This is a genomic window from Polaribacter sp. P097 (assembly GCF_036864555.1).
Classification (GTDB): domain Bacteria; phylum Bacteroidota; class Bacteroidia; order Flavobacteriales; family Flavobacteriaceae; genus Polaribacter.
This window is the reverse complement of record NZ_JAZETJ010000002.1, coordinates 530,673-555,417: the sequence shown is the minus strand read 5'-3', so window position 1 is coordinate 555,417 and position 24,745 is coordinate 530,673. Positions and strand designations below refer to the sequence as shown.

The window sequence follows — 24,745 nt, the reverse complement described above, 5'->3', positions numbered from 1 at the left end:
TAATTAATAATTATTTATTTCTAAAATAACATTTGTTAAGATTGATTTACTCAAATATTGTTGCTCTAAGTCTGATTGAAAGGGTATTGGAGTATCTAAACTACCTACTCTTTTAACAGGTGCATCTAAACTATTAAAACAATTTTCTGTAATTAACGCAGAAATATCACTAGCAATTCCTCCAAACAAAGAGTCTTCTTGTACAATGACAGCTTTATTGGTTTTACGTACTGATTTGTAGATGGTTTCTGTATCTAAGGGTTGTAAAGTTCTTAAGTCAATTACATCTGCAGATATTTCTTTATGTTTATTTAACACTTCTAAAACCCAATGTACAGTAGCTCCATAAGCAATAATGGTTAGATTTACACCTTCTTTTATCAGGTTTGCTTTACCAATTTCTACAGTATAGTTATTCTTTGGAACATCTTGATATACTGATCTGTATAAAGCTTTGTGCTCAAAAAATAAAACCGGATTTGGATCTTGAATTGCACTAGCTAATAATCCTTTTGCATCTTCAGGAAATGCTGGGTAAACTACCTTTAAACCAGGTGTTTTGGTAAACCAGGCTTCATTCGTCTGCGAATGAAATGGGCCAGCTCCTACTCCTGCTCCACAAGGCATTCTAATAACTACATCTGCATTTTGAGCCCATCTGTAATGAGATTTTGCTAATAAGTTTACGATAGGATTAAATCCTGAAGATACAAAGTCAGCAAATTGCATTTCAACAACAGCTTTCATTCCATTTAAAGACAAACCATAGGCTGCAGAAACAATAGCAGACTCACAAATAGGTGTATTTCTAACTCGATCTTTACCAAATTTATCTGTGAAACCATCCGTAATTTTAAAAACTCCACCATAATCTGCAACATCTTGACCCATAATAACAAGATGATCATCTTGTTCCATTGCCTGTTCTAGACCTTCTGAAATGGCATCTACAAAACGTATGTTATTCGTTAATTTTGATGGTTTTACCTCTTTAAATTGAAATGGTTTGTAAACATCATTTAACTCTTTTTCTAAATTAGGAATGATTTTTTCTTCAGCGTAAGCGATTTCTAAATGTTCATTTATTTCTGAAGTGATGATTGTCTTAAATTCATTATCTATTTCATCATTCAAAATAGATTTGCTTCTAAGGTAATTTTCAAAATTGATAATTGGGTCTTTGGCTTTCCAAAAATCTAATAAATCTTGAGGCACATATTTAGTGCCACTTGCCTCTTCATGACCTCTAACTCTAAATGTTTTGAATTCAATTAAAATAGGTCTGGGTGTTAATCGCATACTTTCCGCTAATTCTTTAACTTTAGTATACACCTCTAGAATATTATTACCTTCTATAATATGGCTTTCCATTCCATATCCTATTCCTTTATCTGCTATATTTTCACAGTTAAACTGTTCTGATGTAGGTGTTGATAAACCATAACCATTATTTTCTACACAAAATAAAACAGGTAAACTCCATACAGAAGCTATATTAAGAGCCTCATGAAAATCTCCTTCACTAGTGCCTCCTTCACCTGTAAAAACAGCACAAAATTTTTGTTTATTTTGTAGTTTATTAGCCAAAGCAATACCATCTGCAACCCCTAATTGAGGTCCTAAGTGAGATATCATTCCAATAATATTGAATTCTTGAGTACCAAAATGAAAGCTTCTATCTCTACCTTTAGTGAATCCGCTCATCTTTCCTTGCCATTGTGCAAATAATCGATATAAAGGAATTTCTCTGGTTGTAAAAACACCTAAATTTCGATGCATAGGTAAAATATATTCGTCTGTATCTAATGCTTTAGTTACACCAACAGAAATGGCTTCTTGACCAATACCAGAAAACCATTTAGATATTTTTCCTTGACGTAATAAAATCAACATCTTCTCCTCTATTAATCGAGGTTTCAACATTGATTGATATAAATTTAATAATGTGGAATGATCTAAATTATAATTTGAATTATAATCAATATTATCTGTCATAAATTATCAATTTATTAATTATAACAAACATAATGAAAGATGAATTCATTGCATAAAAAAATCCTTATCAATTTGATAAGGATTTAGTTTTATATAAAAAGTTAGAATTATAGCTCTGCAAAAATTGCATGCATCATTCTTTTCTTGTCATTAATACTCTCTTCTAAGGCAATCATAGTTTCTGTTCTGTTTACACCTGGAACATCATCTATTTGATAAATAATATCTTTTGCATCGTTTGTACCTTTCGCTCTTACTTTACAAAAAATATTGTATTTACCTGCTGTAACGTATGCTACTGTTACGTTTGGTATGCGTCTTAAGTTTTCTATAACGCTTTGAGTCATTGAAGTTTTCTCTAAATAAACACCAACATGAGCTATAAAAGAATATCCCATTTTCTCATAGTTTAGCGTTAAAGTAGATCCTTGAATAATACCTTCATCTTCCATTTTTTTAACACGAACGTGTATTGTTCCAGCTGATACTAAAAGTTGTTTAGCAATGTCTGTAAATGGTGTTCTTGCATTCTCGATCAAAATATCTAATATTTGGTGATCTATTTCGTCTAAGATGAATTTTTTCATTTTTGTGTTTTATTCAATTTATGTGGCAAATTTATAAATTTAATTTAATCTAATTGAATAAAACATGAGAAAAATTTAAATATTTTTCGATTCGAAAACGATTTCGTAATGTCCTGTTTTACCAATTACGTCATTATTTGGTACTTTCTCTAACTTAGAAACCAGTCTATTATCTACAATTTCATCTATGTATTGATAGCCTTCTATCGAACCATTTTTATATTTATGTATTATATCTAAAAACTTTTTATCATTATTTGGAATAGTAAAATAAGCTTCATAATCTATAAAAGTATCTGAAATTGCAATATGATGCAAGCCTTGCAAAATGCTGTAAAAGGTATATTCTTTCGTTTTTTCTCTTTGATAATCTTCAGGGTAATGACCAGATTCAATTAAAATAGTATTGTAACCTAATTTTTGAAAATTATCTCCTGTTGCTGTTGGATAAAATTCATCTGTATATCTACCCACAAAATTCGGAATTAGCTGCTGTAACATGGCATTCATTGCCACAATTACATTCATTGTTTCAATTCTACCTTTTGTAAGCGCTCTAGTTTCTTCTTCTGAAGGTGCTAAAAATGAAATGGTTGCAGGGTTTTGAGTGCCTTCTACATTAAAAATGGTTCTTTGATCGTGTAAATTAAAGCAAAAAGAAGGATGGAAATCTTCTAAAACCTTTCTTAGTAAAATACTTTCTTTTGCTACTCTATCTACAGCATCTCTATTTAAATCAACTTTATTGGCGTTAACTCTGGTATAATTTTGAGCACCATCAGGATTTAAAATTGGGATAAATAATAAGGTACATTCCTCTAAAATTGTTTTAATTTCATCTGAGTTGTAAGCAGTAAAGCAATTAAACAAATCAAAAAGTGCTCTAGTTCCTGTACTTTCATTTCCATGCATTTGCGACCAAAGCAAAACTTTCTTTTTACCTGAACCAATTTTAAATGTAAAAATGGCTCTACCTTCTTCTGACACTCCTATTTTATGAATTGAAAATGCATCTTTATGCTTTTTAAATAAAGGTAAGATATGCTCTAGGGTAATCCATTTACCAAAAAGTTTTTCTTCTTTTTGATTTTTATATAATTCTTGTAAAATTTCTGGAGATATAATATTCACTCAATATAATTTTTAACCAAACAAATTTACACTATTGGTGGCTAGTTGACAATTCTATCTCATGAAATACCACGATTTTCAAAGAATTAAACTAGCTAGATGATTGATTAAAACAAAGTACTATTTTTAGATTGGTTCATTATTACTAAATATTTGATAACTCAAAATTAATTTATTTAAAGCCTTGATATATTGATGAATAGTAATTATTAGTTAGACTTTTTGATTAAGATTAAATACTATCTTATCATTCAAATAGTTTAGGTTTAGGAATCAGGTTATTATTATTTTATATTTGCTACCCTTAAAATTTTACAATGTTAAACAGTGTTGCTTTTATCAATAGATTAAAACAGATTATGGAGTATCATCAATTCTCAGCTTCTTCTTTTGCTGATAAAGTTGGTGTACAAAGATCTAGCATTTCGCATATTTTATCTGGTAGAAATAAGCCAAGTTTAGATTTTGTATTAAAAATTAATACTGTTTTTGATGATTTGGATTTAGAATGGTTGCTAAATGGCACAGGAAGTTATCCAAAATCTAAAGATGAATTCTCAAATTCAGGCACTACAATAAAAAATACATCAAACATAAAAAAGGAAATTCAAAGAATTGTAACTTTTTATACTGATGGTACTTTTGAAGAATTTATAAAATAATTTATTGCCCATATAACAATAAAAAAACCAGCTATAAAGCTGGTTTTTCTGTATAATATATGAATTATATTTTATTGGTTTCCTAAAATAATAGGTAATCCGTCTTTTCCAGAACCAATAACAATTACCTTACTGTTTGGAGATTTAGACAATTCTAATGTAGCATCTATACCTTTTTCCTGTAAGATTTTTTCTGTTAATGAAGCACTTAAAATTTTATTTGCAACAGCTTTACCTTCAGCATCAATTTTTTGTCTTTCAGCCTCTTTTTTAGCTTTTGCAAGTCTAAACTCATATTCCAAAGATTCTTGCTCTTGCTTTAATTTTGTTTCAATTGCAGTTCTAATTGTTGTTGGTAATTTAACGTCTTCTACTAATACTCTCTTTACAGTTAAAAACTGTCCTTCTAACACTAATTTTACTTCGTCTAAGATTTCTTGCTCAATTACATCTCTCTTACTAGAATATAATTGCTCTGGTGTATAACGCCCTACAACGCTTCTTGCTGCTGCATTAATTGCAGGATCTAATAATTCGCGCTCATAATCTTCACCTTTCGTTTTAATTAAAGAACCTAAGTTCGAAAATTCTGGCTCATACCAAATTGTACCATTTACTTTAACTTCTAAACCGTTTACAGAAAGTACATTCATTTCATCAGAAATAGACTGCTGACGTACTTTTCTAATAATCATTCTGTTCCAAGGTGCTACAATATGAAAACCTTCACCATACGTTTTCTCTGTATTAATACCATCTCCTAAGGTTTCAAAGATAACTCCACCTTCACCTGGACCAATAGTTACTGTTGATTTAGAAAAAAGAATAATAACTGCAATTACAATAAGTACTAAAAAAACTCCACCTTTTGGGAAGTTGAATTCCATTTGATTATTTGCCATTTTGTATTTTATTTATTTTTATCAAATTTACGATTTATAACCTTTAAAGACAATTCATTCAAGGCTATATTTTGCCATTATATTTTCTTACAAACCATTCTATACTTAATAAAGCTATAGAAACGAATAAAAGCCATTTCCAATTGATTAAATTGACTTCGATTTTATTAGATTTTTGAATTGTGTAATAATTTTCATTACTCATTAATTCTTTACTAAGCTGCTCAATTTCATCAGGATAATATAATTGACCACCTGTATTTAAAGCAAGGATATTCAGTTTGTCTTTATTTGCATTTGTAAATTGTTGTTCAATTTCGAATTCTGATACTTTAAATCTGCCAGTTTTTCGAATGTTTTGATTTTCAACAATAACTTCAAAGAAATAATCACCAGAAGCCAAGTTTTCTATTTCTGCTTGATACGACTTTTTTACCAAAGAAAATGGAATGGATGTAACCTCTTTACTTTCAGAATTTGTAACTTTTATTTCTAAATTTGCTCTATCATCAAATCTGTAATTTTTATCGGTATAAAAGGCAGCAATTTTAATACTTGAATTTGCAGGATAAATACTTTCAACATTTACCTCTAACCTATTTCGTTTTTTAGTTGAAGCTAAATATTGAATAATGTTTCCTACAAAACTATCAAATTCTTCAAACGAATTTGTATTTAAGTAGCTGTTAGCTCTCCATTTCCAAATACCCTCTCCTAGCAAAAATCCTTTTTTAATAGAGTTCGATTCTAAGAAAGTTAATAATGGCTGTTTGGTTATTACTCCATTTAAATTTTGAAAAATCAAAGTTTGTTTTTCACCTGAAATGGTAACATCTCCAAATTTATCGGTTAAAGGAGGCAAATTATTAAAGTTGATATCTTCTTGTAAGAAAGTTAAAAAGCTTTCATTATAAAATGGAATTAAATTTTCAGTTTGATTAATCGCATTTTTAGAAATACCTATATTTTGCTGATTGATAAAACTCCAATTCGTATTTGCACCAGAAATTAACCAATAGTTAGATTCCGATTTTTTAAGTTGATTAAGTATTGCATTAAATTTTATTGTTGGTTGATAGAGTATCACTAATTGATAGTCACTTACGTTTTCTTTAAATTTATCAATGCTAAAATTTTCTAAAGAACGTTGTTTGTTGCTTTCAATAGCTTTTTTTAAGGCCCCTATATCAGGATGAACTATTGAGCTAATTAAAGCTATTTTAGTTTGTTCGTTAATTACTTCTATAAAAAATGATTTCACATTATTCTTACTATTTTTTTCGTTCTCTAGTTTTCCTACAGAAACTGTATAATATTGTAAACCCTCAGTAAGTGATTCTAGTTCTGCTGAAATGGTAGCAGACTTTTTAGTTTTGCTAAAATTTACTTGTTTTTGATAAATTCTTTTTCCGTTTTTAATAATAGATACAGGTAATCTATTAGAAAGGGTTCCATCATAATTTAGTATGATTTCTACAGGAAATTTATTGTTTAAATAACTGTATTTATTCACATTTACTTGAGCTATACTAACATCTTCATACTTTGTAGTATCGCCAATAACTATAGGATAAATAGATTGTTCAGATGTTATAAAACTATAATCTAAACCTTTAGTTTGATTGCCATCAGTTAAAACTACAATAGGAGATTTTTTTCCTTTCTGTAATTCATTTACATCTTGAATTGCCTTAGAAATGTTAGTATTTGTATTATCAAAACTTAAGCTATCGAATATTTGTAAATCATTACCAAACGAAAATTTTTCTATTGAAAATTTATTGGCTAATGCTTTATTGCTTTCCAATTGTGCAATTAAATCGTTTACGGTTTGATTTTTTTCAAAGTAATCTATAGAGCTAGAATTATCAACCAATAAAGTTAAAACAGGCTTTTCATTTGTAATTTTTGTACTTTCAATTTTAGGGTTAATTAAAAGAATTAGCAGTAAAAATAGACTGCTAAATTTTAAAACTAATAAAATCTTGGGAAGTGTACTATTATTATTCTGCCTATAAAAATATTGATAGTAAGCAATTAAAACACTTATTAAAAGTGCCAAAAGAATTAGAAAATAAGTAATTGCAGTCAATTTTAAAATTTAAAGGAAAGATATACATATCACATCAAAAAAAAAACCTACAACGAATAAAGTTGTAGGTTAGTTTTTATCAAATTGATATGGTTTCTATAGGGATTCCCAAAAGGGGTTTAGGGTTAACGTTTTCAGAAAGCAATAAAATTTAGGGAAATTTTTTAGGGCTTACTTTCTTTCTACACTGTAAAGATACAATGCGTTTGAAGTTAATTTTCTGAAAATTAGATAGAAACCTTATAAGCTTAGATAATCAGTAATAAAGATTAGATAAGCTGAAATTTGTTATTATTTTTCTTTTGAAAATTGGTATTCTATGTTAACATTCCCCCATCAACAGAAAGTGTTTGTCCTGTTATGTATGCACTCATGTCTGAAGCTAAGAATACGCAAGCATTTGCAATATCTTCTGGCTTCCCTCCTCTTTTTAAAGGAATAGAATCTCTCCAACTTTGAACAGTTGCTTCGTCTAATTTATCTGTCATTTCAGTTTCTATGAAACCTGGAGCAATAACATTACTTCTTACATTTCTAGAACCTAATTCTAAAGCCACTGATTTAGAAAAACCTACTATACCAGCTTTTGATGCTGCATAATTTGTTTGACCTGCATTCCCTTTTAAACCAACAACAGAACTCATATTAATAATAGAACCAGCTCTTTGCTTCATCATTGGTCTAATTACTGCTTTTGTTAAATTAAAAACTGACTTTAAGTTTACTTCAATTACTTTATCAAAATCGTCTTCAGAAATACGCATCAATAAATTATCTTTTGTAATACCTGCGTTATTTACCAAAATATCTATTGAACCAAATTCTGCTAAAACTTCTTTAGCTAATTCTTGAGCAGCATCAAAGTTTGCTGCATTAGATTGGTAACCTTTTGCAGAAACACCTAAAGCTTTTAATTCTTCTTCTAAAGCATTTGCTGCATCAACAGATGAACTGTAAGTAAAAGCTACATTTGCTCCTTGCTTAGCAAATTCGATAGCTATTCCACGACCAATACCTCTTGTTGCTCCTGTAATTATTGCTGATTTATTTTCTAATAATTTCATAAAGTTTGATTTTGTTTAACTCAAATATAAAAAAGAAATTCCCGTTTTTAACGGGAATATTCTCTTCTATATAATTAAATATGTAGTTTCTTATTTTAAAACGCTTGCTACCATTTCTCCTATTTTTGCAGGAGAACTTACTACGTGAACACCATTTTCTTCTAATATTTTCATTTTAGCTTGTGCAGTATCATCTGCTCCACCAACAATAGCTCCTGCATGTCCCATAGTTCTACCTGCAGGTGCAGTTTGCCCAGCAATAAAACCAACAACAGGTTTTCTATTACCATCAGCTTTAATCCATTGTGCAGCCTCAGCTTCTAGGTTTCCACCTATTTCACCAATCATTACAATTGCTTCAGTTTCCTCATCGTTCATTAACATCTCTACAGCTTCTTTTGTAGTTGTTCCAATAATAGGATCACCACCAATACCAATAGCAGTTGTTATTCCATAACCTTGTTTTACAACTTGGTCTGCAGCTTCATAAGTTAAAGTTCCTGATTTAGAAACAATACCTACTTTACCTTTTTTAAAGATAAAACCTGGCATAATACCTACTTTAGCTTCGTCTGGAGTAATAACTCCTGGACAGTTAGGCCCAACTAATCTAGTATCTTTATCTGCAATATAAGCTTTAACTTTAACCATGTCTGCTGTAGGTATACCCTCAGTAATACAAATGATAACTTTTATTCCTGCATCAGCAGATTCCATAATAGCATCAGCTGCAAATGCTGGTGGTACAAAAATTATTGAAGTATCAGCACCTGCTTTTTCTACAGCTTCTACAACTGTATTAAAAACGGGCTTTCCTAAATGTTCTTGACCTCCTTTACCTGGAGTTACACCACCAACAACATTGGTACCATAATCAATCATTTGGCCAGCGTGAAAAGTACCTTCACTTCCTGTAAAACCTTGTACAATAATTTTTGAATTTTTATTTACTAAAACACTCATGGTTCTTTTTTTAATTTAGTTACACAAAAATAGTTATTGTTTACTTTTATAAAAAACTTATTTGCGATTTATTTTTCTTTTAGCAGTCTTTTTAATCCTGCTAATTGTTTTAACTTTTCTCTTGATTCTTCGATTGGTGTTCCGAAATAAGATTTACCTCCTGGAACTGATTTAGTAACACCTGTTTGCCCTAGAATTACAGCCCCTTTTCCTATAGTGATTCCGCTATTTGTACCTACTTGTCCCCAAATGGTTACTTCATCTTCTATAACTACACAACCTGCAATACCTGTTTGTGATGCAATTAGACATTTCTTACCTATAACTGTATCATGACCAACATGAACTTGATTATCAATCTTAGTGCCTTCTTTAATAGTAGTATCACCAGTAACTCCTTTGTCTATTGTACATGAAGCACCCAAATCTACATGATCTTCCAAAATAACTCTACCTCCAGAAATAAGCTTATCAAAACCACTTGGTCTATTTTTATAATAAAAAGCGTCTGCTCCTAAAACTGTATTTGCATGGATGGTGCAGTTATTACCAATGATTGCATTATCATAAATGGTAACGTTTGGATGTATGATACAATTACTCCCAATTTTTACGTTATTCCCAATAAATACATTAGGTTGTATTGTTGTGTTATCGCCAATAATAGCTGTTTCTGAAATACTTACAGAAGAAGCAATAAAAGGATTAAAATGATTGGTAATCTTATTAAAATCTCTAAAAGGATCATCTGAAATTAAAAGAGCTTTACCTTCAGGACAATCTACTTTTTTATTGATAAGAATCGTTGTTGCAGCAGAATTTAAAGCTTTATCATAATATTTAGAATGATCTACAAAAACAATATCACCTTTTTCAACCACATGAATTTCGTTGATTCCTAAGACTTCAAAATTTGCATAACCAATAAATTCAACATTTAGCAGTGTTGCAATTTCTTGTAAAGTTTGCGGATTTTTAAATTTCATAAAAAGCTAAAAGCACTATTACTCTTTAATTCGCTCTTGGTAAGTACCCTTAGTTGTCTCAACCTTAATTTTATCTCCTTCATTGATAAATAAAGGAACGTTTACAGTTGCTCCTGTTTCTACTGTTGCTGGTTTAGTTGCATTAGTAGCTGTATTTCCTTTTACACCAGGTTCAGTATGTGTAACTTCTAAAATTACACTTAATGGCATTTCTACAGATAAAGGCATATCATCTTCTGAGTTGATAATAATAGTTACCACTTCACCTTCTTTCATTAATTCTGGTGTATCTAAAGCATTTTTCTGTAACTGAATCTGAGAATAATCTTGTTCATTCATAAAATGATAAGTATCACCATCATTATATAAATACTGAAATTTGTGAGTTTCCACTCTAACATCATCAATTTTTCTACCTGCAGGAAAAGTATTATCTACCACTTTACCATTGGTAACACTTTTTAATTTAGTTCTTACGAAAGCAGGACCTTTACCTGGTTTTACGTGTAAAAATTCTATAATCTTATAGATATCATTGTTATATCTAATACATAATCCGTTTCTAATATCTGATGTTGTTGCCATTTATCTATTTTAATTTGCTTTGTAATATCCTTTCATGATTCCTCTATGAGAATCTTTTATAAATTGTATAATTTCATCACGTTCTGGAGTTGCTTCCATTTCTGCCTCAATTATATCTATTGCTTGTGTGTAATTGTAATTTTTTTGGAAAAGAATTCTGAATATATCCTGAATTTCTCTAATTTTTTCTGTGGTAAATCCTCTTCTTCTTAAACCAACAGAATTTATACCAACATATGATAATGGTTCTCTTGCTGCTTTAACATAAGGAGGTACATCTTTTCTTACCAAAGAACCACCTGTAACAAAGGCATGATTTCCTACAGATGCAAATTGATGCACAGCAACCATACCTGCTAATACTACATTTGCTCCTATAGTTACATGACCTGCCAAAGTTGTATTGTTTGAAAAAATACAATTTTCACCCACAAAACAATCGTGTGCAATATGACAATAAGCCATAATTAAACAATTATCTCCAATTTTAGTAATCATTCTATCTTTTGTACCTCTATTGATGGTAACACATTCTCTTATGGTTACATTATCACCAATTTCTACAGTACTTTCTTCATCATCAAACTTTAAATCTTGTGGAATTGCAGAGATTACAGATCCTGGAAAAATTCTACAATTTTTACCAATTCTTGCACCTTCCATAATTGTTACGTTAGAACCTATCCAAGTGCCTGAACCAATAACTACATTGTTATGTATGGTTGTAAAAGGTTCAATTACCACGTTTCTGGCAATTTTTGCTTGGGGATGAACGTAAGCTAATGGTTGATTCATAATTTATTTTTTCTTGGCTATTTGTGCCATTAATTCTGCTTCTGCAACTAATTTACCATTAGCATAAGCATAGGCTTGCATATGGCAAATTCCTCTTCTAATAGGTGTAATTAGTTCAGCTTTAAATATTAAAGTATCTCCAGGTAAAACCTTTTGTTTGAACTTAACATTGTCCATTTTCATGAAATACGTTAAGTAATTTTCTGGATCTGGAACTGTACTTAAAACTAAAATCCCTCCACATTGAGCCATTGCTTCTACTTGTAAAACACCTGGCATTACTGGTGCTCCTGGAAAATGACCAACAAAGAAATTTTCGTTCATTGTTACATTTTTCATACCCACAACGTGTTTATCAGAAAGTTCTAAAATACGATCTACTAATAAAAAAGGTGGTCTATGAGGAAGAATATCCATAATTTGATGAATATCCATAAGTGGTGGTTGATTTAAATCGTAAGCAGGAACATTATTTCTTTTCTCTGCTTTTATAATTTTTGCCAACTTTTTAGCAAATTGAGTATTCACTAAATGACCAGGTTTATTTGCAATAACCTTACCTTTAATCCTTGTACCCACTAAAGCTAAATCTCCAATAACATCTAATAATTTATGACGAGCTGCTTCATTTGCCCAATGTAAATTTAAGTTATCTAAAATTCCATTTGGCTTTACTGCAATATCATCTTTCTTAAAAGCTTTCTTTAATTTTTGCATGGTGCTTTGAGATAACTCTTTATCTACATAAACTATTGCATTATTTAAATCTCCACCTTTAATTAAATCATTTTCTAACAACATTTCAATTTCATGTAAGAAACTAAAAGTTCTTGCAGCAGCAATTTCTTCTTTAAAATCAGAAATATGATCTAAAGTAGCATTTTGTGTACCCAAAATTTTAGTACCAAAATCTACCATTGTTGTAACTTGATATTCGTCTGCAGGCATTAAAATAATTTCGCTACCTGTAACTTCGTCTTTATAAGAAATAATTTCTTTTACAACGTACTCTTCAATTTCTGCATCTTGCTCCTCTATACCCGCTTTTTCTAAAGCTTCTATAAAATACTTAGAAGAACCATCCATAATAGGTGGTTCTGAAGCATCTACTTCTATCAATAAATTATCAATATCTAAACCCACAGCAGCAGCTAAAACGTGTTCTGATGTTTGTATTTGAACGCCGTTTTTCTCTAAATTAGTTCCTCTTTGAGTAGTAACTACATATTCTGCTTTGGCCTCTATTGTTGGAGCACCTTCTAAATCAACTCTACTAAAAGCAAAACCGTGATTAACTGGGGCTGGTTTTAGGGTCATTGAAACTGTATTACCAGTGTGTAAACCTACACCTGATAACGTAACTTCTTTTTGTATTGTTTTTTGCTTTTTACTCATTACTTCTGCTTTTGAGTATTTAATTCTTTTTCTATGTTACTAACAGATGCTGCTATTTTTGGCAGATTTCTAAAGTATACATAACTTTTATTAAAGTCTGTATATCCGAAAGCTGGTGTACCTTGAACAACATCATTGTTTTTTAAATTTTTAGTGATTCCAGATTGCGCTTGAATCTTTACTCCATTACCTATTGTTAAATGACCAACAATACCAACTTGGCCACCAATCATACAATTTTCTCCAATTTTGGTAGAACCTGCAACCCCTGTTTGCGCTGCAATTACAGTGTTTTTACCAACTTCTACATTGTGAGCAATCTGAATTTGATTGTCTAATTTTACACCTTGTCTAATAATTGTAGATCCTAATGTTGCTCTATCTATTGTAGATCCAGAGCCAATATCTACATGGTCTTCTATGATAACATTACCAATTTGTGGAACTGCTTTAAACTGGCCTTGTTCATTTGGTGCAAAACCAAATCCATCAGAACCTATAATACAGCCTGAGTGAATTTTACACTGATTACCAATTTGTGTTTCTGAATAAATTTTAACTCCAGAAAATATAACACAATCATCGCCAATGGTAGCATTATCTCCTATATAGGTATTCGGATATATTTTTACATTATTACCAATACTTACATTCTCACCAATGTAAGAAAATGCGCCTATGTATTCATTTTCGCCAATTTTAGCAGAATCTGAAATAAAATGAGGGGCTTCTCTACCTTGTTTATTATTCTTTACTTCATTGTAGAATTCTAACAATTTAGAGAAAGACTTATAAGCATTATCTACTTTAATTAAAGTTGTACTAATCTCTTTTTCAGGTACAAACGTCTTATCAACTATAGCAATAGAAGCATTTGTAGTATATAAATAAGGATTATATTTTGGATTAGACAAAAAGGTTAATGAACCATTTTCACCTTCTTCTATTTTAGATAATTTAGAAACTTCTTCATTTGGGTTTCCCTCAATTTCGCCTTCTAAAATGTCTGCTATTTGTTGTGCTGTAAATTTCATTAACGGCAAAAGTATAAAATTTATAAGTATTTGGCTAATTTCATTTTACTTTGGGTAGCAAATGAAATGTTTTATTACTGGTTTTGTAAGCGCTTGTAAATTTAATTGGTCTGATGCTTTGGCAATATCTTTTAATTTGCCTTTTTTACTTAAAATATAAATTGGCTTTTCTGATTGATATGCTTGATTTCTAATTTCTCTTGTAAACACAAAATATTTTAGTTCTTCAACTGTAATATCTAGCTTTTTAGCAAACTTAGTTTTAATCTTAGTTATTTTTTCTTCAGTAAATTCATTCTTCTGAATTTCTATTTTTAGAAGTTTTCTATTTACAATCATTTGAGATAATAATGATAGTACTTTATCTGAATGATTCGTCCATTCTTTAATGGCAGAAAGAATATCAAAATCATCTAATTTGGCAAATTGCTGTAATGTGTTTTCAGAAAAATTATTAGATGTAATTTGATTTTTTAAGAAATAAGTAAATGCTGAACTAGCATACAGCTCCTCACCTTTTTCGGCCAATTCCTTTGCTCTTTTTAATATATTAACCAATATATTTTCGGCAACCAAACCTGTTTTATGCAAGTAAACTTGCCAATACATAAGTCTTCTAGCAATTAAAAATTTCTCTACAGAATAAATTCCTTTTTGTTCAATAACCAACTCATCATTTTTAACATTCATCATTGTAATTAATCTGTCTGATGAAATATTACCTTCAGTTACTCCTGTATAAAAGCTATCTCTTCTTAAATAATCTAAACGATCTATATCTAACTGGCTAGAAATTAATTGACATAAAAATTTACGTGGATATTTACCTTCAAAAATTTGAATTGCTAAACTGAGTTTACCCTCAAATTCATTATTTAAATCTTTCATGAATTTAAGAGATATTTCTTCATGAGATATACCGTTTACAATACTATTTTCTAAGGCATGAGAAAAAGCACCATGACCAATATCATGTAAAAGAATTGCAATACACAAAGCATTTTCTTCTTCTTTCGAAATTTCTATTTGCTTAAACCTTAAAACACGAACAGCTTTTTGCATCAAATGCATACAACCAATAGCATGATGAAAACGAGTATGATTGGCTCCAGGATAAACCAAACTAGAAAACCCCATTTGTGCAATTCTTCTTAATCGCTGAAAATAAGGATGTTCTATAATATCAAAAATTAAGGTGTTTGGAATTTGAATAAATCCGTAAATAGGATCGTTTAAAATTTTAAGTTTATTCGGTTTTTTTTTCTTCAAAAGATGCTGTTTTGTCAATTTCTAGCAAAGTACGAACATTATTTTTTTTGGCAATAATTTATCATTTAGAACCTTTTAAAAATATAACAAATTGGTACTTTTAACGTTCAATTTATAAATAAAACAATAGAATGAGCAACATACAGATATTATGGGTTGATGATGAAATAGAACTTTTAAAGCCTCATATTCTATTTTTAGAACGTAAAAATTATAATGTAACAACCTGCACAAATGGTGCAGATGCTATAGACTTGGTAGAAGAACAAAATTTTGACATTGTTTTTCTTGACGAAAATATGCCTGGTTTAACTGGTTTAGATACTTTATCTCAAATTAAACAGAAACAAGCCAATTTGCCAGTGGTAATGATTACCAAAAGTGAAGAGGAATATATTATGGAAGAAGCAATTGGTTCAAAAATTGCAGATTATCTTATAAAACCCGTAAATCCAAGTCAGATTCTTTTAAGTTTAAAAAAGAATTTAGACAATTCTAGATTGGTGTCAGAAAAAACAACCTCTAGCTATCAACAAGAGTTTAGAAAAATTGCCATGGATTTATCTATGGTAAATTCATATGAAGATTGGATTGAACTTTATAAAAAGCTTGTTCATTGGGAATTAGAGTTAGAAAATATTAGCGATACTGGAATGCTAGGGATTTTAGAAAGTCAAAAACAAGAGGCTAATAATCAGTTTTTTAAGTTTATGAAAAGAAACTATGAAGACTTTTTAACTTCTAATGACAAGCCTACATTTTCACATACCTTATTTAAAGATTATGTTGTTCCAGAATTAAGCAAAGAACAGGGTGTTTTATGGGTTGTTATTGATAATTTAAGGTATGATCAATACAGAATTTTAGAGCCTCTAATAAACAATTATTATAAAAAAGACGAAGAGTATTCTTACTTTTCAATTTTACCAACTGCTACTCAATATGCTAGAAATGCTATTTTTTCTGGATTGATGCCTTCTGAAATGGAAAAGAAGTTTCCGAATTTTTGGAAAAACGATACAGATGAAGGTGGAATGAATTTGTACGAAAATGATTTTTTAACGGCTCAAATTAAAAGATTAAGTTTAGATATAACTCACGAGTATTACAAGATTACTACTTTAAAAAGCGGTAAAGAATTGGCAGACAATTACAATGGTACAAAACAAAACGATTTAACAACTGTTGTATATAATTTTGTTGATATGCTTTCGCATTCTAAAACAGAAATGGAAGTAATTAAAGAATTAGCAGGTGATGATAAAGCGTATAGAAGCTTAACATTAAGTTGGTTTAAGAATTCACCTCTATTTGAAATTATACAAAAGGCACAAAATTTAGGTCAGAAGTTAATTATTACTACAGACCATGGAACAATAAATTGCAAACATCCAACAAAAGTAATTGGAGATAAAAATATTAGTTCTAACCTTAGGTATAAAACAGGTCGAAGTTTAACGTATGAAGAAAAAGACGTCTATGCTGTTCGTAATCCTAAAGATATTTTCTTGCCAACTGTGGCAATGAATAGTCCTTTTATTTTTGCTAAAGAAGATTTCTTCTTTGCTTACCCTAACAATTTTAATCATTTTGTAAAGTATTATAAGAACACATATCAACATGGAGGTATCTCTTTAGAAGAAGTAATAATACCTTGTGCTGTGTATTCTCCTAAATAAAATTGCAACCAACTTTTTAACTCAAAAATGCCAAAAAATGAAAAAGATAATACTATTAGTGTTGGGCTTACTATGTTTAAACTTAGTAAATGCCCAAGATAAAGAACTACAATTATTAGAAAAAGCAACATATTTATACAAACAGAAACAACATAAACATGCAATTTTAAAGTTAAATGAATTGATAAAAATAAATCCTGATTTTGTTGCAGCTTACTTATATAGAGGTAACAACAAATCTGAGTTAAATCAATTTAATAGCGCTCTTACCGATTTTAAAAAAGTAGTACAACTGGACTCTTTGAACATGTTGGCACTTTTTGAAATAGCGAACAACTACTCTAATCTTTTAGATTATAATTCTGCAATTTTATATTATAACAAATCTGAAAGTTTGCATAAAAATACACCGAAATTAAGTTATTCTGGATTTATGAAAAGGTCTTTTTTAAAAGAGACTAACATGTATTTTGTAGAAGAAAATGATATTTTTTTTAATAGAGGTTTAAGTTATTTTGCATTAAAAGAATATTTGCTAGCATTTAAAGATTTCTCTGGTATTAATAATGAAGGTGTAGATGCTGACACTAAATATATGTTAGGTTTAACTCTGTTAAAATTAAAAAAGACTAAAGAATCTTGTAAAGAATTAGATTCTGCCATTCTTTTAGGTAGTAAAAAAGCTATTATACTTAAACAGAAAAATTGTAGTTAATCTTCTTTTTAAAAATAAAAAAAGAGCTGATAAATCAGCTCTTTTTTTCGAAAATACGATCCAAATTATAATTAGGGATTATTTTTTGAAAACTATTTTCTTGGTTCCAAAGTTTGCATTAGGAGATATAATTTTTAAGAACATTATTGAGTTTCTAACATTAAAATTAAATTCTAATTCATTGATTCCACCTTTCAATTCTATTGTTTGATTTAAAATAACCTTTCCAGTTACATCAAATAAATAAACCATTGCATTACTTGCAGTTTCACTTTTTACTGTTGTTTTAACATAACCTACAGATGGGTTTGGATAAGCTGTAAAGCTATTATCAAATAAGTTACTTGAAGTATCTGATTTTGAAGCTACAGCAGATAAAGTTACGTTTACTGTTGCTGTAGATGCATCACCATTAGCATCAGTAATTGTATACACAAAACTGTCTGAAGTTATATTTTCATCATTCGTTGAATAGTAAGCTATTCTATCATCTGAAGGATCATTTTCTGTTCCATTATCGTCAATTTTAATTCTCATTCCGTTATTACTAGCTGTATCTGTTTTACCATTTAGTAATACTAAAGGATGATTTGCATTCTGGCCATCAGTTCCAAAATCATCATTTGCAGTTACATCTATATAAATAATTTGATTAGGCTCTGCTTCTGTTCTATTTACAGTTACTGCGTCATCTACTGCAGTTGGTGTACCATTTTGAATTACAATTGCTTCTACAGTAATTGTAACCTTGGCACTAGAAGTATCTCCTGAATCATCTGTAATAGTATATGTAAAGGTATCTACACCTACAAAATTTGCAGCAGGGCTGTACAACACCTGATTGTTGGCTACACTTAAAGTTCCTCCTAAATCTGAATTAGCACCCACTGTTAGAGCATCATTTTGTGCTGCTCCATCATCACCATAGGTATCGTTTACTAAAACATCTATACTTGAAGAACTATCTTGATCTACTGTAACTGAATCATCTACTGCATTTGGCACATCTGTAGGAATTGCAACTGTAACAGTTACTGTTGCAGTTGATGCATCACCTGTAGCATCTGTAATTGTATAGTTAAATGAATCTTCTCCAACAAAATTTGCAGCAGGCTCATATACAATAACATCATCTGAAGTATCATTTGTACCTTTATTATCTACACTAATTAAAGCTCCATTTGCGGTGGCACTAGAAAGTGTACCATTGGTCATGGTTAACCCATTATCAATAGCACCATTTAAACCAAAATCGTCATTTAATAAAACATCAATTTCAGTTGAATTTTGTAATGCATTTATATTTACAGCATCATTATTAGCAGTAGGTGTTGCAACTGCTCCTGAACCAGTTACTGTTATTGAAACAGTAGCTATTACAGCATCTCCACTTGCATCTGTAATTCTATAGTTGAAAGTATCTTCTCCACTAAAATCTACACTTGGCGAATATAAAATTACATCATCAGATAAATCATTTGGAGTATTATTATCACCAATAGTTAAAGAACCACCTTTAGCACTGGCATTTACCATAGATCCGTTTGCGAAGGTTAAAGGGTGTGTTGCATTAGGACCATCTGTTCCAAAATCATCGTTTACTATTACATTTATAACATTATCTGAACTATTTTGATTTACAGTAATTGTATCATCTGTAGCAGTTGGAAGACCATTATCTGAAACTACTTCTGTTAAAGTAATAGTAACACTTGCTGTATCTGTATCTCCATTTGCATCTTCTATAGTATAAGTAAAACTATCTACACCTACAAAGCCTGTAGCTGGAGTATACACAACTAAATCATTAGCGATACTCAATTGTCCTCCTAAATCTGAGTTTGATGGAACTGATAACGCATCACTTTGTGCAGCACCATCTGTACCAAAACTATCATTAGATAAAACATCGATATTTATTGTTGAATCTTGTTCTAAAGTAACTGCATCATCTACAGCAAAAGGTACATCTTCTACTCTAGCAACAGTTACAGTAACTTCACCTATTGAAGCATCTCCACTTGCATCTGTAATTACATAACTAAAAGTATCTGTACCTTCAAAACCTGTGGCTGGTGTATACATAAAAATATCATCTGATGTATCTGCAGTACTTTTATTGTCTATAGAAATGGTTGCACCATTTGCTGTGGCACTAATTAATGTTCCATTTGTCATGGTTAAACCTCCATCTATAAAACCATCTAATCCTGCTGTATCATTATCTAAAACATCGATTTCATTATTTAGACTATCTGTAAATACTGATACTGCATCGTTAGTTGCTGTTGGTGTACCATTTACAACATCTCCTGCAATTACTGTAATTGTTACAGTTGCTGGGTCTGAAACTCCTGATGCATCTTCTAAGCTATATTCAAAAGTATCAATACCTGTAAACTTTTCAGCTGGTGTATATTCTATTGTATAATCTAAAGGGTTTCTAGAAAAATTATTCTTTACCACTAATGTACCTCCTTGAGAAGTTGTTAGATTATTAATTATTAATCTTCTTAATAAAACTCTAGCACCAATAATATCATTATCAAAAATTGATATTTCATTACTTACACTATTCTCATCTACTTCAACACTATCGTCAATTAAAGCTAAAAGTGTTTGATCTTCTTCTACAGTTACTGTTACAGTTGCAGTTGAAGCATCTCCATTTGCATCTGTAATTACATAATTAAAAGTATCTGTTCCTGTAAAGTTTGTTGGAGGTGTATATGTGATATAATAATCTCCATAAGGTGAATTGTCATCATTTTTATTGATACAGAATAATGCTCCAATTGAAGTGGTTTGCATCATCCAACCTTTGTCTGTGGTTACAGGGTCATGACTTGTGATTGGTCCTTCGTTTCCAAAAGAATCGTTAGGTAAAATATCTATTACTGCTCTAACACTATTCTGAGTTATAGTAATTACATCATTTTGTGCAACTGGAACATCATTTACAAATTCTGCAGGTGTAACCATTACTGTTACTGTTGCAGATGATGTTTGTGCTGTAGCATCTGTAATTGTATAATTAAAAGAGTCTGTACCACTAAATCCTGTTGCTGGTGTATACACAATTTTGTCATCTACAATCGATATTGAAGCTCCATTTGTTATTGTTGGAACATTAATAGCGAACGAATTATTTTGTGCTCTACCTTCTGAACCAAAAGCATCATTTATTAAAACGTCTATAATATTATCTGAACTGTCTTGTTCTAAAACTACTGCATCATTTTCTGCAGTTGGTACGTCAAAAATTTCTACTTCTACAGTAATTGTTACTGTAGCTATTGAGGCATCTCCATTTATATCTGTTATTGTATAATCAAAAGTATCTTCACCAACAAAACCAGTTTGAGGTACATAGTTAATAACATCATCTGTAGTTGTATTAGTGCCTTTATTGTCTACAAAAATGATTCCTCCATTTGGTGTAGCACTACTTAAAGTACCATTTGTCATGGTTAAACCACTATCAATTAAACCATCTAATCCTTCACTATCATTAGCTAAGACATTAAATTCATTTGCTAAACTTTCTGAATAAACTGTATAGGCATCATTAACAGCAGTTGGACTTGTACTGTCATTATTACCTTCTACAACTGTTACTGTAACAAGAGCTGAAGTTGCATCTCCATCAGTATCAGTTAAGATATAAGTAAACGTATCTTCACCAACAAAATCAGCAGCTGGTGTGTATAAAATAACATCATCTAATAAGTCATTAGGGGTATTATTATCAGAGATAGTAAGTAATGCACCATTATTACTAGCACTATTTAAGCTTCCGTTTAAAAAGGTGAAAGGATGTTCTACATTCGCTTCATTACCACCAAAATCATCATTAGATAATACATCAATACTATTATTCGTGCTATTTTTATCTACTGTTGCAACATCATCTGTTGGTACTGGAATAATTGGCCTTACAATAATAGTTACAGTTGCTGTTGCTGAATCTCCATTGGTATCCTCTAAAGTATACGTAAAAGAATCTGAACCATTATAGTTTGGTTTTGGTGTAAATTGTATAAAATCATCAGTTACATCTGCTGTACCATTATCATTTAAAACAACAGTTCCGTTTTCCGTAGATGTTGCTCCACTAATTGTAAAACTTAAAGCACCATCTGAACCAAAACTATCATTTGCTAAAACGTTTAAAGTGTTGTTAGTTGAATCTTGATTTAAAGTAAATGTATCATTTACTGGTTCAGGTACTACTGCTAGAACGTTAATAGTTACTGTAATGTTTTCTGTTTCATCTCCATTACCATCTGTAATTGTGTAGGTAAAAGAATCTTCACCTACAAACTGCACAACTGGCGTATAAACAACTTCATTGTCTGAGTTTAGGTTAATTGAACCACCTTCTGTTGTGTTTGCTCCAATAGTTAAACTACCAAAACCATCTAAATCGATATCATCATTATCTAAAACATCCAAAATGTTGTTTGAACTATCTTCGAATACAGATAATACATCTGCAGAACCACTAGGCAGTCTGTTAATAGTAATAGAAACAGTAGCTGTTGTTTGATCTCCATTTCCATCTTCTATTCCATACACAAAAGAGTCTGTAGTTACATTGCTTGTAGGTGTATACTCTATACTATTGTTCTGTAAATTTACTATTGCTGTTCCATTAGATGGTGCAGTTTCTATATAAACTGAATTTGTATTTGCAGCTGCATCAGGACCAAAAGAATCGTTAGTTAATACTAAAATTGAGTTGTTTGTAGTACCTTCTGTTACTACAATTGCATCGTTTGATGCTGATGGTAAACCATTAACAATTACAGTTCTTGATACCACTGTAGATTCATTGTTTGAACCATCTGAAGCTTTGTAAGTTAATGTATAACTACCAGAATTATTGGTATCTACTGTACCAGTTATTTGTATTGTTGTGTTAGAGCAATTATCTGCACCTGTTGCTCCAGGATCAGTAAAAGTTGTTCCATGTAAAATATTAATTGTTTCATCTCCATTTAAAGTAATAGTTGGTATAATATTATCAACAACTGTTACTGTAGCTGTTGCTGAAGACGAATTATTTGCCTCATCAGTAACTGTTAAGGTTACTGTATTACTACCCAAATTAGCACAGTTAAAAGTTTCATTATCTAAACTTAAGGTTAAATTTGATGAAACATTATCTGATGAACCATTATTTATTTGATTTGCAGTAATTGAAGCAGCTCCATTAGCGTCTAAACTTACTTCTAAATTTTGTGTTACTACTGTTGGTGGTGTAGTATCTGCGCTATTACTCAACCCATTATTGAATATGTAGGCTGAGCCTGAATTAGTACCATTGTCATCATTTAAATATGCACCAATAATTAAATTATTCCCATCAATTGCTGAGGCCCATCCAAAATAATCATTTGAAGCCCCATCTGAAGCAAGTAATTTAGATTGTTGAGACCATGCTGTACCATTTCTTTGAAAAACATAGGCAGATCCTGAATTAGTTCCTTTGTCATCATCTAATCTAGAACCTACAACAACTACATCTCCAGAAATATCTACAGAAATGCTAAATTGGTCTCCTGTTGCTGCATCTATAGCTGTGATTATGCTTTCTTCCATCCATCCTGAATTTGTCTTGTGATATATATATGCAGCACCTGAATCCGTTAAATTTGAATTATCACTAGCATAAGCTCCCACCACTATATAATCTCCATCAATTCCTATAGATTGATAACTAAAACGATCATATGCGCTGGCATCTGATGCTGTTAATTTAGCTTCTTGGCTCCATGTATTTCCATCATTATTAAAAATATAAGCAGCACCAGCATAGCTATTATCACCATAAGCCCCTACTAATATATTATTTCCACTGATGTCTACAGCCCTTCCAAACTCTTTGTATTGAGAAACATCTGAAGGTTGAATTTTTTGGGTTTGGGTCCAAGTTGAACCATTATGGTTAAAAACATATGCACTTCCAGAACTTACTCCATTATTATCTGTAAACATTGCTCCTATAACAGCTATATTGCCATCAATGGCAACATCCCAACCAAAATAATCGTATTGAGCACCATCTGAAGCCAATAATTTGGCTTCTTGGTTCCATGTATTTCCAGATCTTCTAAAGACATAAGCAGCACCATTTCTTTGGTTATTCGATACATCATAAAAGGCACCCACTATAACTAAATCTCCTTTAATGGCAACAGAGTTTCCAAAATAATCTGAAGATGCTGCGTCATTTGCAATTAGTTTAACCTGCTCTTCCCAAGTATTTAAAGCAACGTTATATTTTAAAATATAAGCAGATCCAGAATTGGAACCAATATCATCATTGCCTCTTGCTCCAACAATAGCGTATTCTCCATCAATAGCTACATCATACGCATAGAAATCACTAGCAGCAGCATCAGAGGCTGTAGTTTTTACAATTTCAGTCCAGGTTTGTGCATTTAAGCCAGAGTTATAAGTTATTGTAAGCAAAATTGCTATTACAAAATTATAATCTTTAAAAAACTTGTTACAAGTTTCTTTTAAGTCATTTACACAAGTAAATAACCTACAATAGGTAGTTTTTAACATCTTAAAGAGGATTTAATGTTAGTTAAAGTTTGGTTAGTATGTAATAATTATGAGTGTGTAAGAATCTTGAGTTGTGATTCTTGATAATTGTATATACAGATTTGCATAAACAACTTGTGTAAAGTAGTTTTCATTTTAGAGGTATTAAGGGGTTAAAAATAGATCGCTTATTATTTTTTCTGAATAATAAACTGGAATAAAATTACTTAAATTCTTGATTGCTAAGTTATAACGAAATTGATAATTAAAGGTATCATTAATAATACATTTTGTATTTTATTATATAAAAGACTGTATATCAATGTTTTAAATTTA

Annotated in this window: 17 protein-coding genes; 3 read left to right on the top strand and 14 right to left on the bottom strand. The window is 30.5% G+C overall.

What is annotated here, in order from left to right:
- Positions 1-3 precede the first annotated feature (3 nt).
- The 3 genes from V7R38_RS09780 to V7R38_RS09770 all read right to left on the bottom strand — a co-directional run bounded on the left by V7R38_RS09780 (position 4) and on the right by V7R38_RS09770 (position 3,713).
- Positions 4-1,995, bottom strand: coding sequence for an alpha-ketoacid dehydrogenase subunit alpha/beta (locus tag V7R38_RS09780; RefSeq protein WP_334057994.1), 1,992 nt, complete (start codon positions 1,993-1,995; stop codon positions 4-6).
- Between the two features lie 107 nt (positions 1,996-2,102).
- The gene (locus V7R38_RS09775) at positions 2,103-2,582 is read right to left on the bottom strand and encodes an Lrp/AsnC family transcriptional regulator (protein ID WP_015480214.1); all 480 of its coding nucleotides are present in this window, start codon (positions 2,580-2,582) and stop codon (positions 2,103-2,105) included.
- Positions 2,583-2,657: 75 nt separating this feature from the next.
- Positions 2,658-3,713, bottom strand: coding sequence for a M14 family zinc carboxypeptidase (locus V7R38_RS09770; protein ID WP_334057992.1), 1,056 nt, complete (start codon positions 3,711-3,713; stop codon positions 2,658-2,660).
- 317 nt (positions 3,714-4,030) lie between these two features.
- On the opposite strand from V7R38_RS09770, the gene V7R38_RS09765 reads away from it, so the two are divergent.
- Positions 4,031-4,375, top strand: a complete 345-nt coding sequence (locus V7R38_RS09765; RefSeq protein ID WP_334057991.1) for a helix-turn-helix domain-containing protein — start codon at positions 4,031-4,033, stop codon at positions 4,373-4,375.
- 71 nt (positions 4,376-4,446) lie between these two features.
- Here V7R38_RS09765 and V7R38_RS09760 read toward each other — a convergent pair whose 3' ends face one another.
- The 10 genes from V7R38_RS09760 to V7R38_RS09715 form a co-directional block, all read right to left on the bottom strand.
- The gene (locus tag V7R38_RS09760) at positions 4,447-5,277 is read right to left on the bottom strand and encodes a prohibitin family protein (protein ID WP_015480217.1); all 831 of its coding nucleotides are present in this window, start codon (positions 5,275-5,277) and stop codon (positions 4,447-4,449) included.
- A gap of 64 nt (positions 5,278-5,341) precedes the next feature.
- Complete coding sequence (locus tag V7R38_RS09755; protein WP_334057990.1) at positions 5,342-7,369, bottom strand: VWA domain-containing protein; 2,028 nt, start codon at positions 7,367-7,369, stop codon at positions 5,342-5,344.
- A 317-nt stretch (positions 7,370-7,686) separates the two neighbouring features.
- The gene (fabG, locus tag V7R38_RS09750) at positions 7,687-8,433 is read right to left on the bottom strand and encodes a 3-oxoacyl-[acyl-carrier-protein] reductase (RefSeq protein WP_053974760.1); all 747 of its coding nucleotides are present in this window, start codon (positions 8,431-8,433) and stop codon (positions 7,687-7,689) included.
- Between the two features lie 90 nt (positions 8,434-8,523).
- The gene (gene sucD, locus V7R38_RS09745; protein ID WP_334057988.1) at positions 8,524-9,396 is read right to left on the bottom strand and encodes a succinate--CoA ligase subunit alpha; all 873 of its coding nucleotides are present in this window, start codon (positions 9,394-9,396) and stop codon (positions 8,524-8,526) included.
- A gap of 68 nt (positions 9,397-9,464) precedes the next feature.
- Complete coding sequence (locus tag V7R38_RS09740; RefSeq protein ID WP_334057986.1) at positions 9,465-10,382, bottom strand: UDP-3-O-(3-hydroxymyristoyl)glucosamine N-acyltransferase; 918 nt, start codon at positions 10,380-10,382, stop codon at positions 9,465-9,467.
- Between the two features lie 18 nt (positions 10,383-10,400).
- The gene (gene efp, locus V7R38_RS09735; protein ID WP_015480222.1) at positions 10,401-10,967 is read right to left on the bottom strand and encodes an elongation factor P; all 567 of its coding nucleotides are present in this window, start codon (positions 10,965-10,967) and stop codon (positions 10,401-10,403) included.
- 9 nt (positions 10,968-10,976) lie between these two features.
- Positions 10,977-11,762, bottom strand: coding sequence for an acyl-ACP--UDP-N-acetylglucosamine O-acyltransferase (gene lpxA, locus V7R38_RS09730; protein ID WP_015480223.1), 786 nt, complete (start codon positions 11,760-11,762; stop codon positions 10,977-10,979).
- Positions 11,763-11,765: 3 nt separating this feature from the next.
- A complete protein-coding gene (locus tag V7R38_RS09725; RefSeq protein WP_334057983.1) occupies positions 11,766-13,157 on the bottom strand; it encodes a bifunctional UDP-3-O-[3-hydroxymyristoyl] N-acetylglucosamine deacetylase/3-hydroxyacyl-ACP dehydratase in 1,392 nt (463 codons plus the stop codon).
- Positions 13,157-14,191 carry a UDP-3-O-(3-hydroxymyristoyl)glucosamine N-acyltransferase gene (lpxD, locus tag V7R38_RS09720; RefSeq protein ID WP_334057981.1) on the bottom strand — a complete coding sequence of 345 codons (1,035 nt, stop codon included), beginning with the start codon at positions 14,189-14,191 and terminating at the stop codon, positions 13,157-13,159. The genes V7R38_RS09725 and lpxD overlap by 1 nt, the downstream gene beginning before the upstream one ends.
- A gap of 45 nt (positions 14,192-14,236) precedes the next feature.
- Positions 14,237-15,460, bottom strand: a complete 1,224-nt coding sequence (locus tag V7R38_RS09715; protein ID WP_334057979.1) for an HD domain-containing protein — start codon at positions 15,458-15,460, stop codon at positions 14,237-14,239.
- A gap of 131 nt (positions 15,461-15,591) precedes the next feature.
- Between V7R38_RS09715 and porX the strand changes: the two genes are divergently transcribed.
- Positions 15,592-17,139 carry a T9SS response regulator signal transducer PorX gene (porX, locus tag V7R38_RS09710; RefSeq protein WP_334057977.1) on the top strand — a complete coding sequence of 516 codons (1,548 nt, stop codon included), beginning with the start codon at positions 15,592-15,594 and terminating at the stop codon, positions 17,137-17,139.
- Positions 17,140-17,176: 37 nt separating this feature from the next.
- Positions 17,177-17,854 carry a tetratricopeptide repeat protein gene (locus tag V7R38_RS09705; protein WP_334057975.1) on the top strand — a complete coding sequence of 226 codons (678 nt, stop codon included), beginning with the start codon at positions 17,177-17,179 and terminating at the stop codon, positions 17,852-17,854.
- Positions 17,855-17,932: 78 nt separating this feature from the next.
- Here V7R38_RS09705 and V7R38_RS09700 read toward each other — a convergent pair whose 3' ends face one another.
- Complete coding sequence (locus V7R38_RS09700; protein ID WP_334057973.1) at positions 17,933-24,430, bottom strand: Ig-like domain-containing protein; 6,498 nt, start codon at positions 24,428-24,430, stop codon at positions 17,933-17,935.
- Positions 24,431-24,745: the final 315 nt, after the last annotated feature.

Excerpts from the sequence above, each read along its gene's own strand:
- V7R38_RS09780 (WP_334057994.1), bottom strand. The coding sequence starts at position 1,995 with ATGACAGATAATATTGATTATAATTCAAATTATAATTTAGATCATTCC.
- V7R38_RS09775 (WP_015480214.1), bottom strand. The coding sequence starts at position 2,582 with ATGAAAAAATTCATCTTAGACGAAATAGATCACCAAATATTAGATATT.
- V7R38_RS09765 (WP_334057991.1), top strand. The coding sequence starts at position 4,031 with ATGTTAAACAGTGTTGCTTTTATCAATAGATTAAAACAGATTATGGAG.
- V7R38_RS09760 (WP_015480217.1), bottom strand. The coding sequence starts at position 5,277 with ATGGCAAATAATCAAATGGAATTCAACTTCCCAAAAGGTGGAGTTTTT.
- fabG (WP_053974760.1), bottom strand. The coding sequence starts at position 8,433 with ATGAAATTATTAGAAAATAAATCAGCAATAATTACAGGAGCAACAAGA.
- sucD (WP_334057988.1), bottom strand. The coding sequence starts at position 9,396 with ATGAGTGTTTTAGTAAATAAAAATTCAAAAATTATTGTACAAGGTTTT.
- V7R38_RS09740 (WP_334057986.1), bottom strand. The coding sequence starts at position 10,382 with ATGAAATTTAAAAATCCGCAAACTTTACAAGAAATTGCAACACTGCTA.
- efp (WP_015480222.1), bottom strand. The coding sequence starts at position 10,967 with ATGGCAACAACATCAGATATTAGAAACGGATTATGTATTAGATATAAC.
- lpxA (WP_015480223.1), bottom strand. The coding sequence starts at position 11,762 with ATGAATCAACCATTAGCTTACGTTCATCCCCAAGCAAAAATTGCCAGA.
- V7R38_RS09725 (WP_334057983.1), bottom strand. The coding sequence starts at position 13,157 with ATGAGTAAAAAGCAAAAAACAATACAAAAAGAAGTTACGTTATCAGGT.
- lpxD (WP_334057981.1), bottom strand. The coding sequence starts at position 14,191 with ATGAAATTTACAGCACAACAAATAGCAGACATTTTAGAAGGCGAAATT.
- porX (WP_334057977.1), top strand. The coding sequence starts at position 15,592 with ATGAGCAACATACAGATATTATGGGTTGATGATGAAATAGAACTTTTA.
- V7R38_RS09705 (WP_334057975.1), top strand. The coding sequence starts at position 17,177 with ATGAAAAAGATAATACTATTAGTGTTGGGCTTACTATGTTTAAACTTA.
- V7R38_RS09700 (WP_334057973.1), bottom strand. The coding sequence starts at position 24,430 with ATGTTAAAAACTACCTATTGTAGGTTATTTACTTGTGTAAATGACTTA.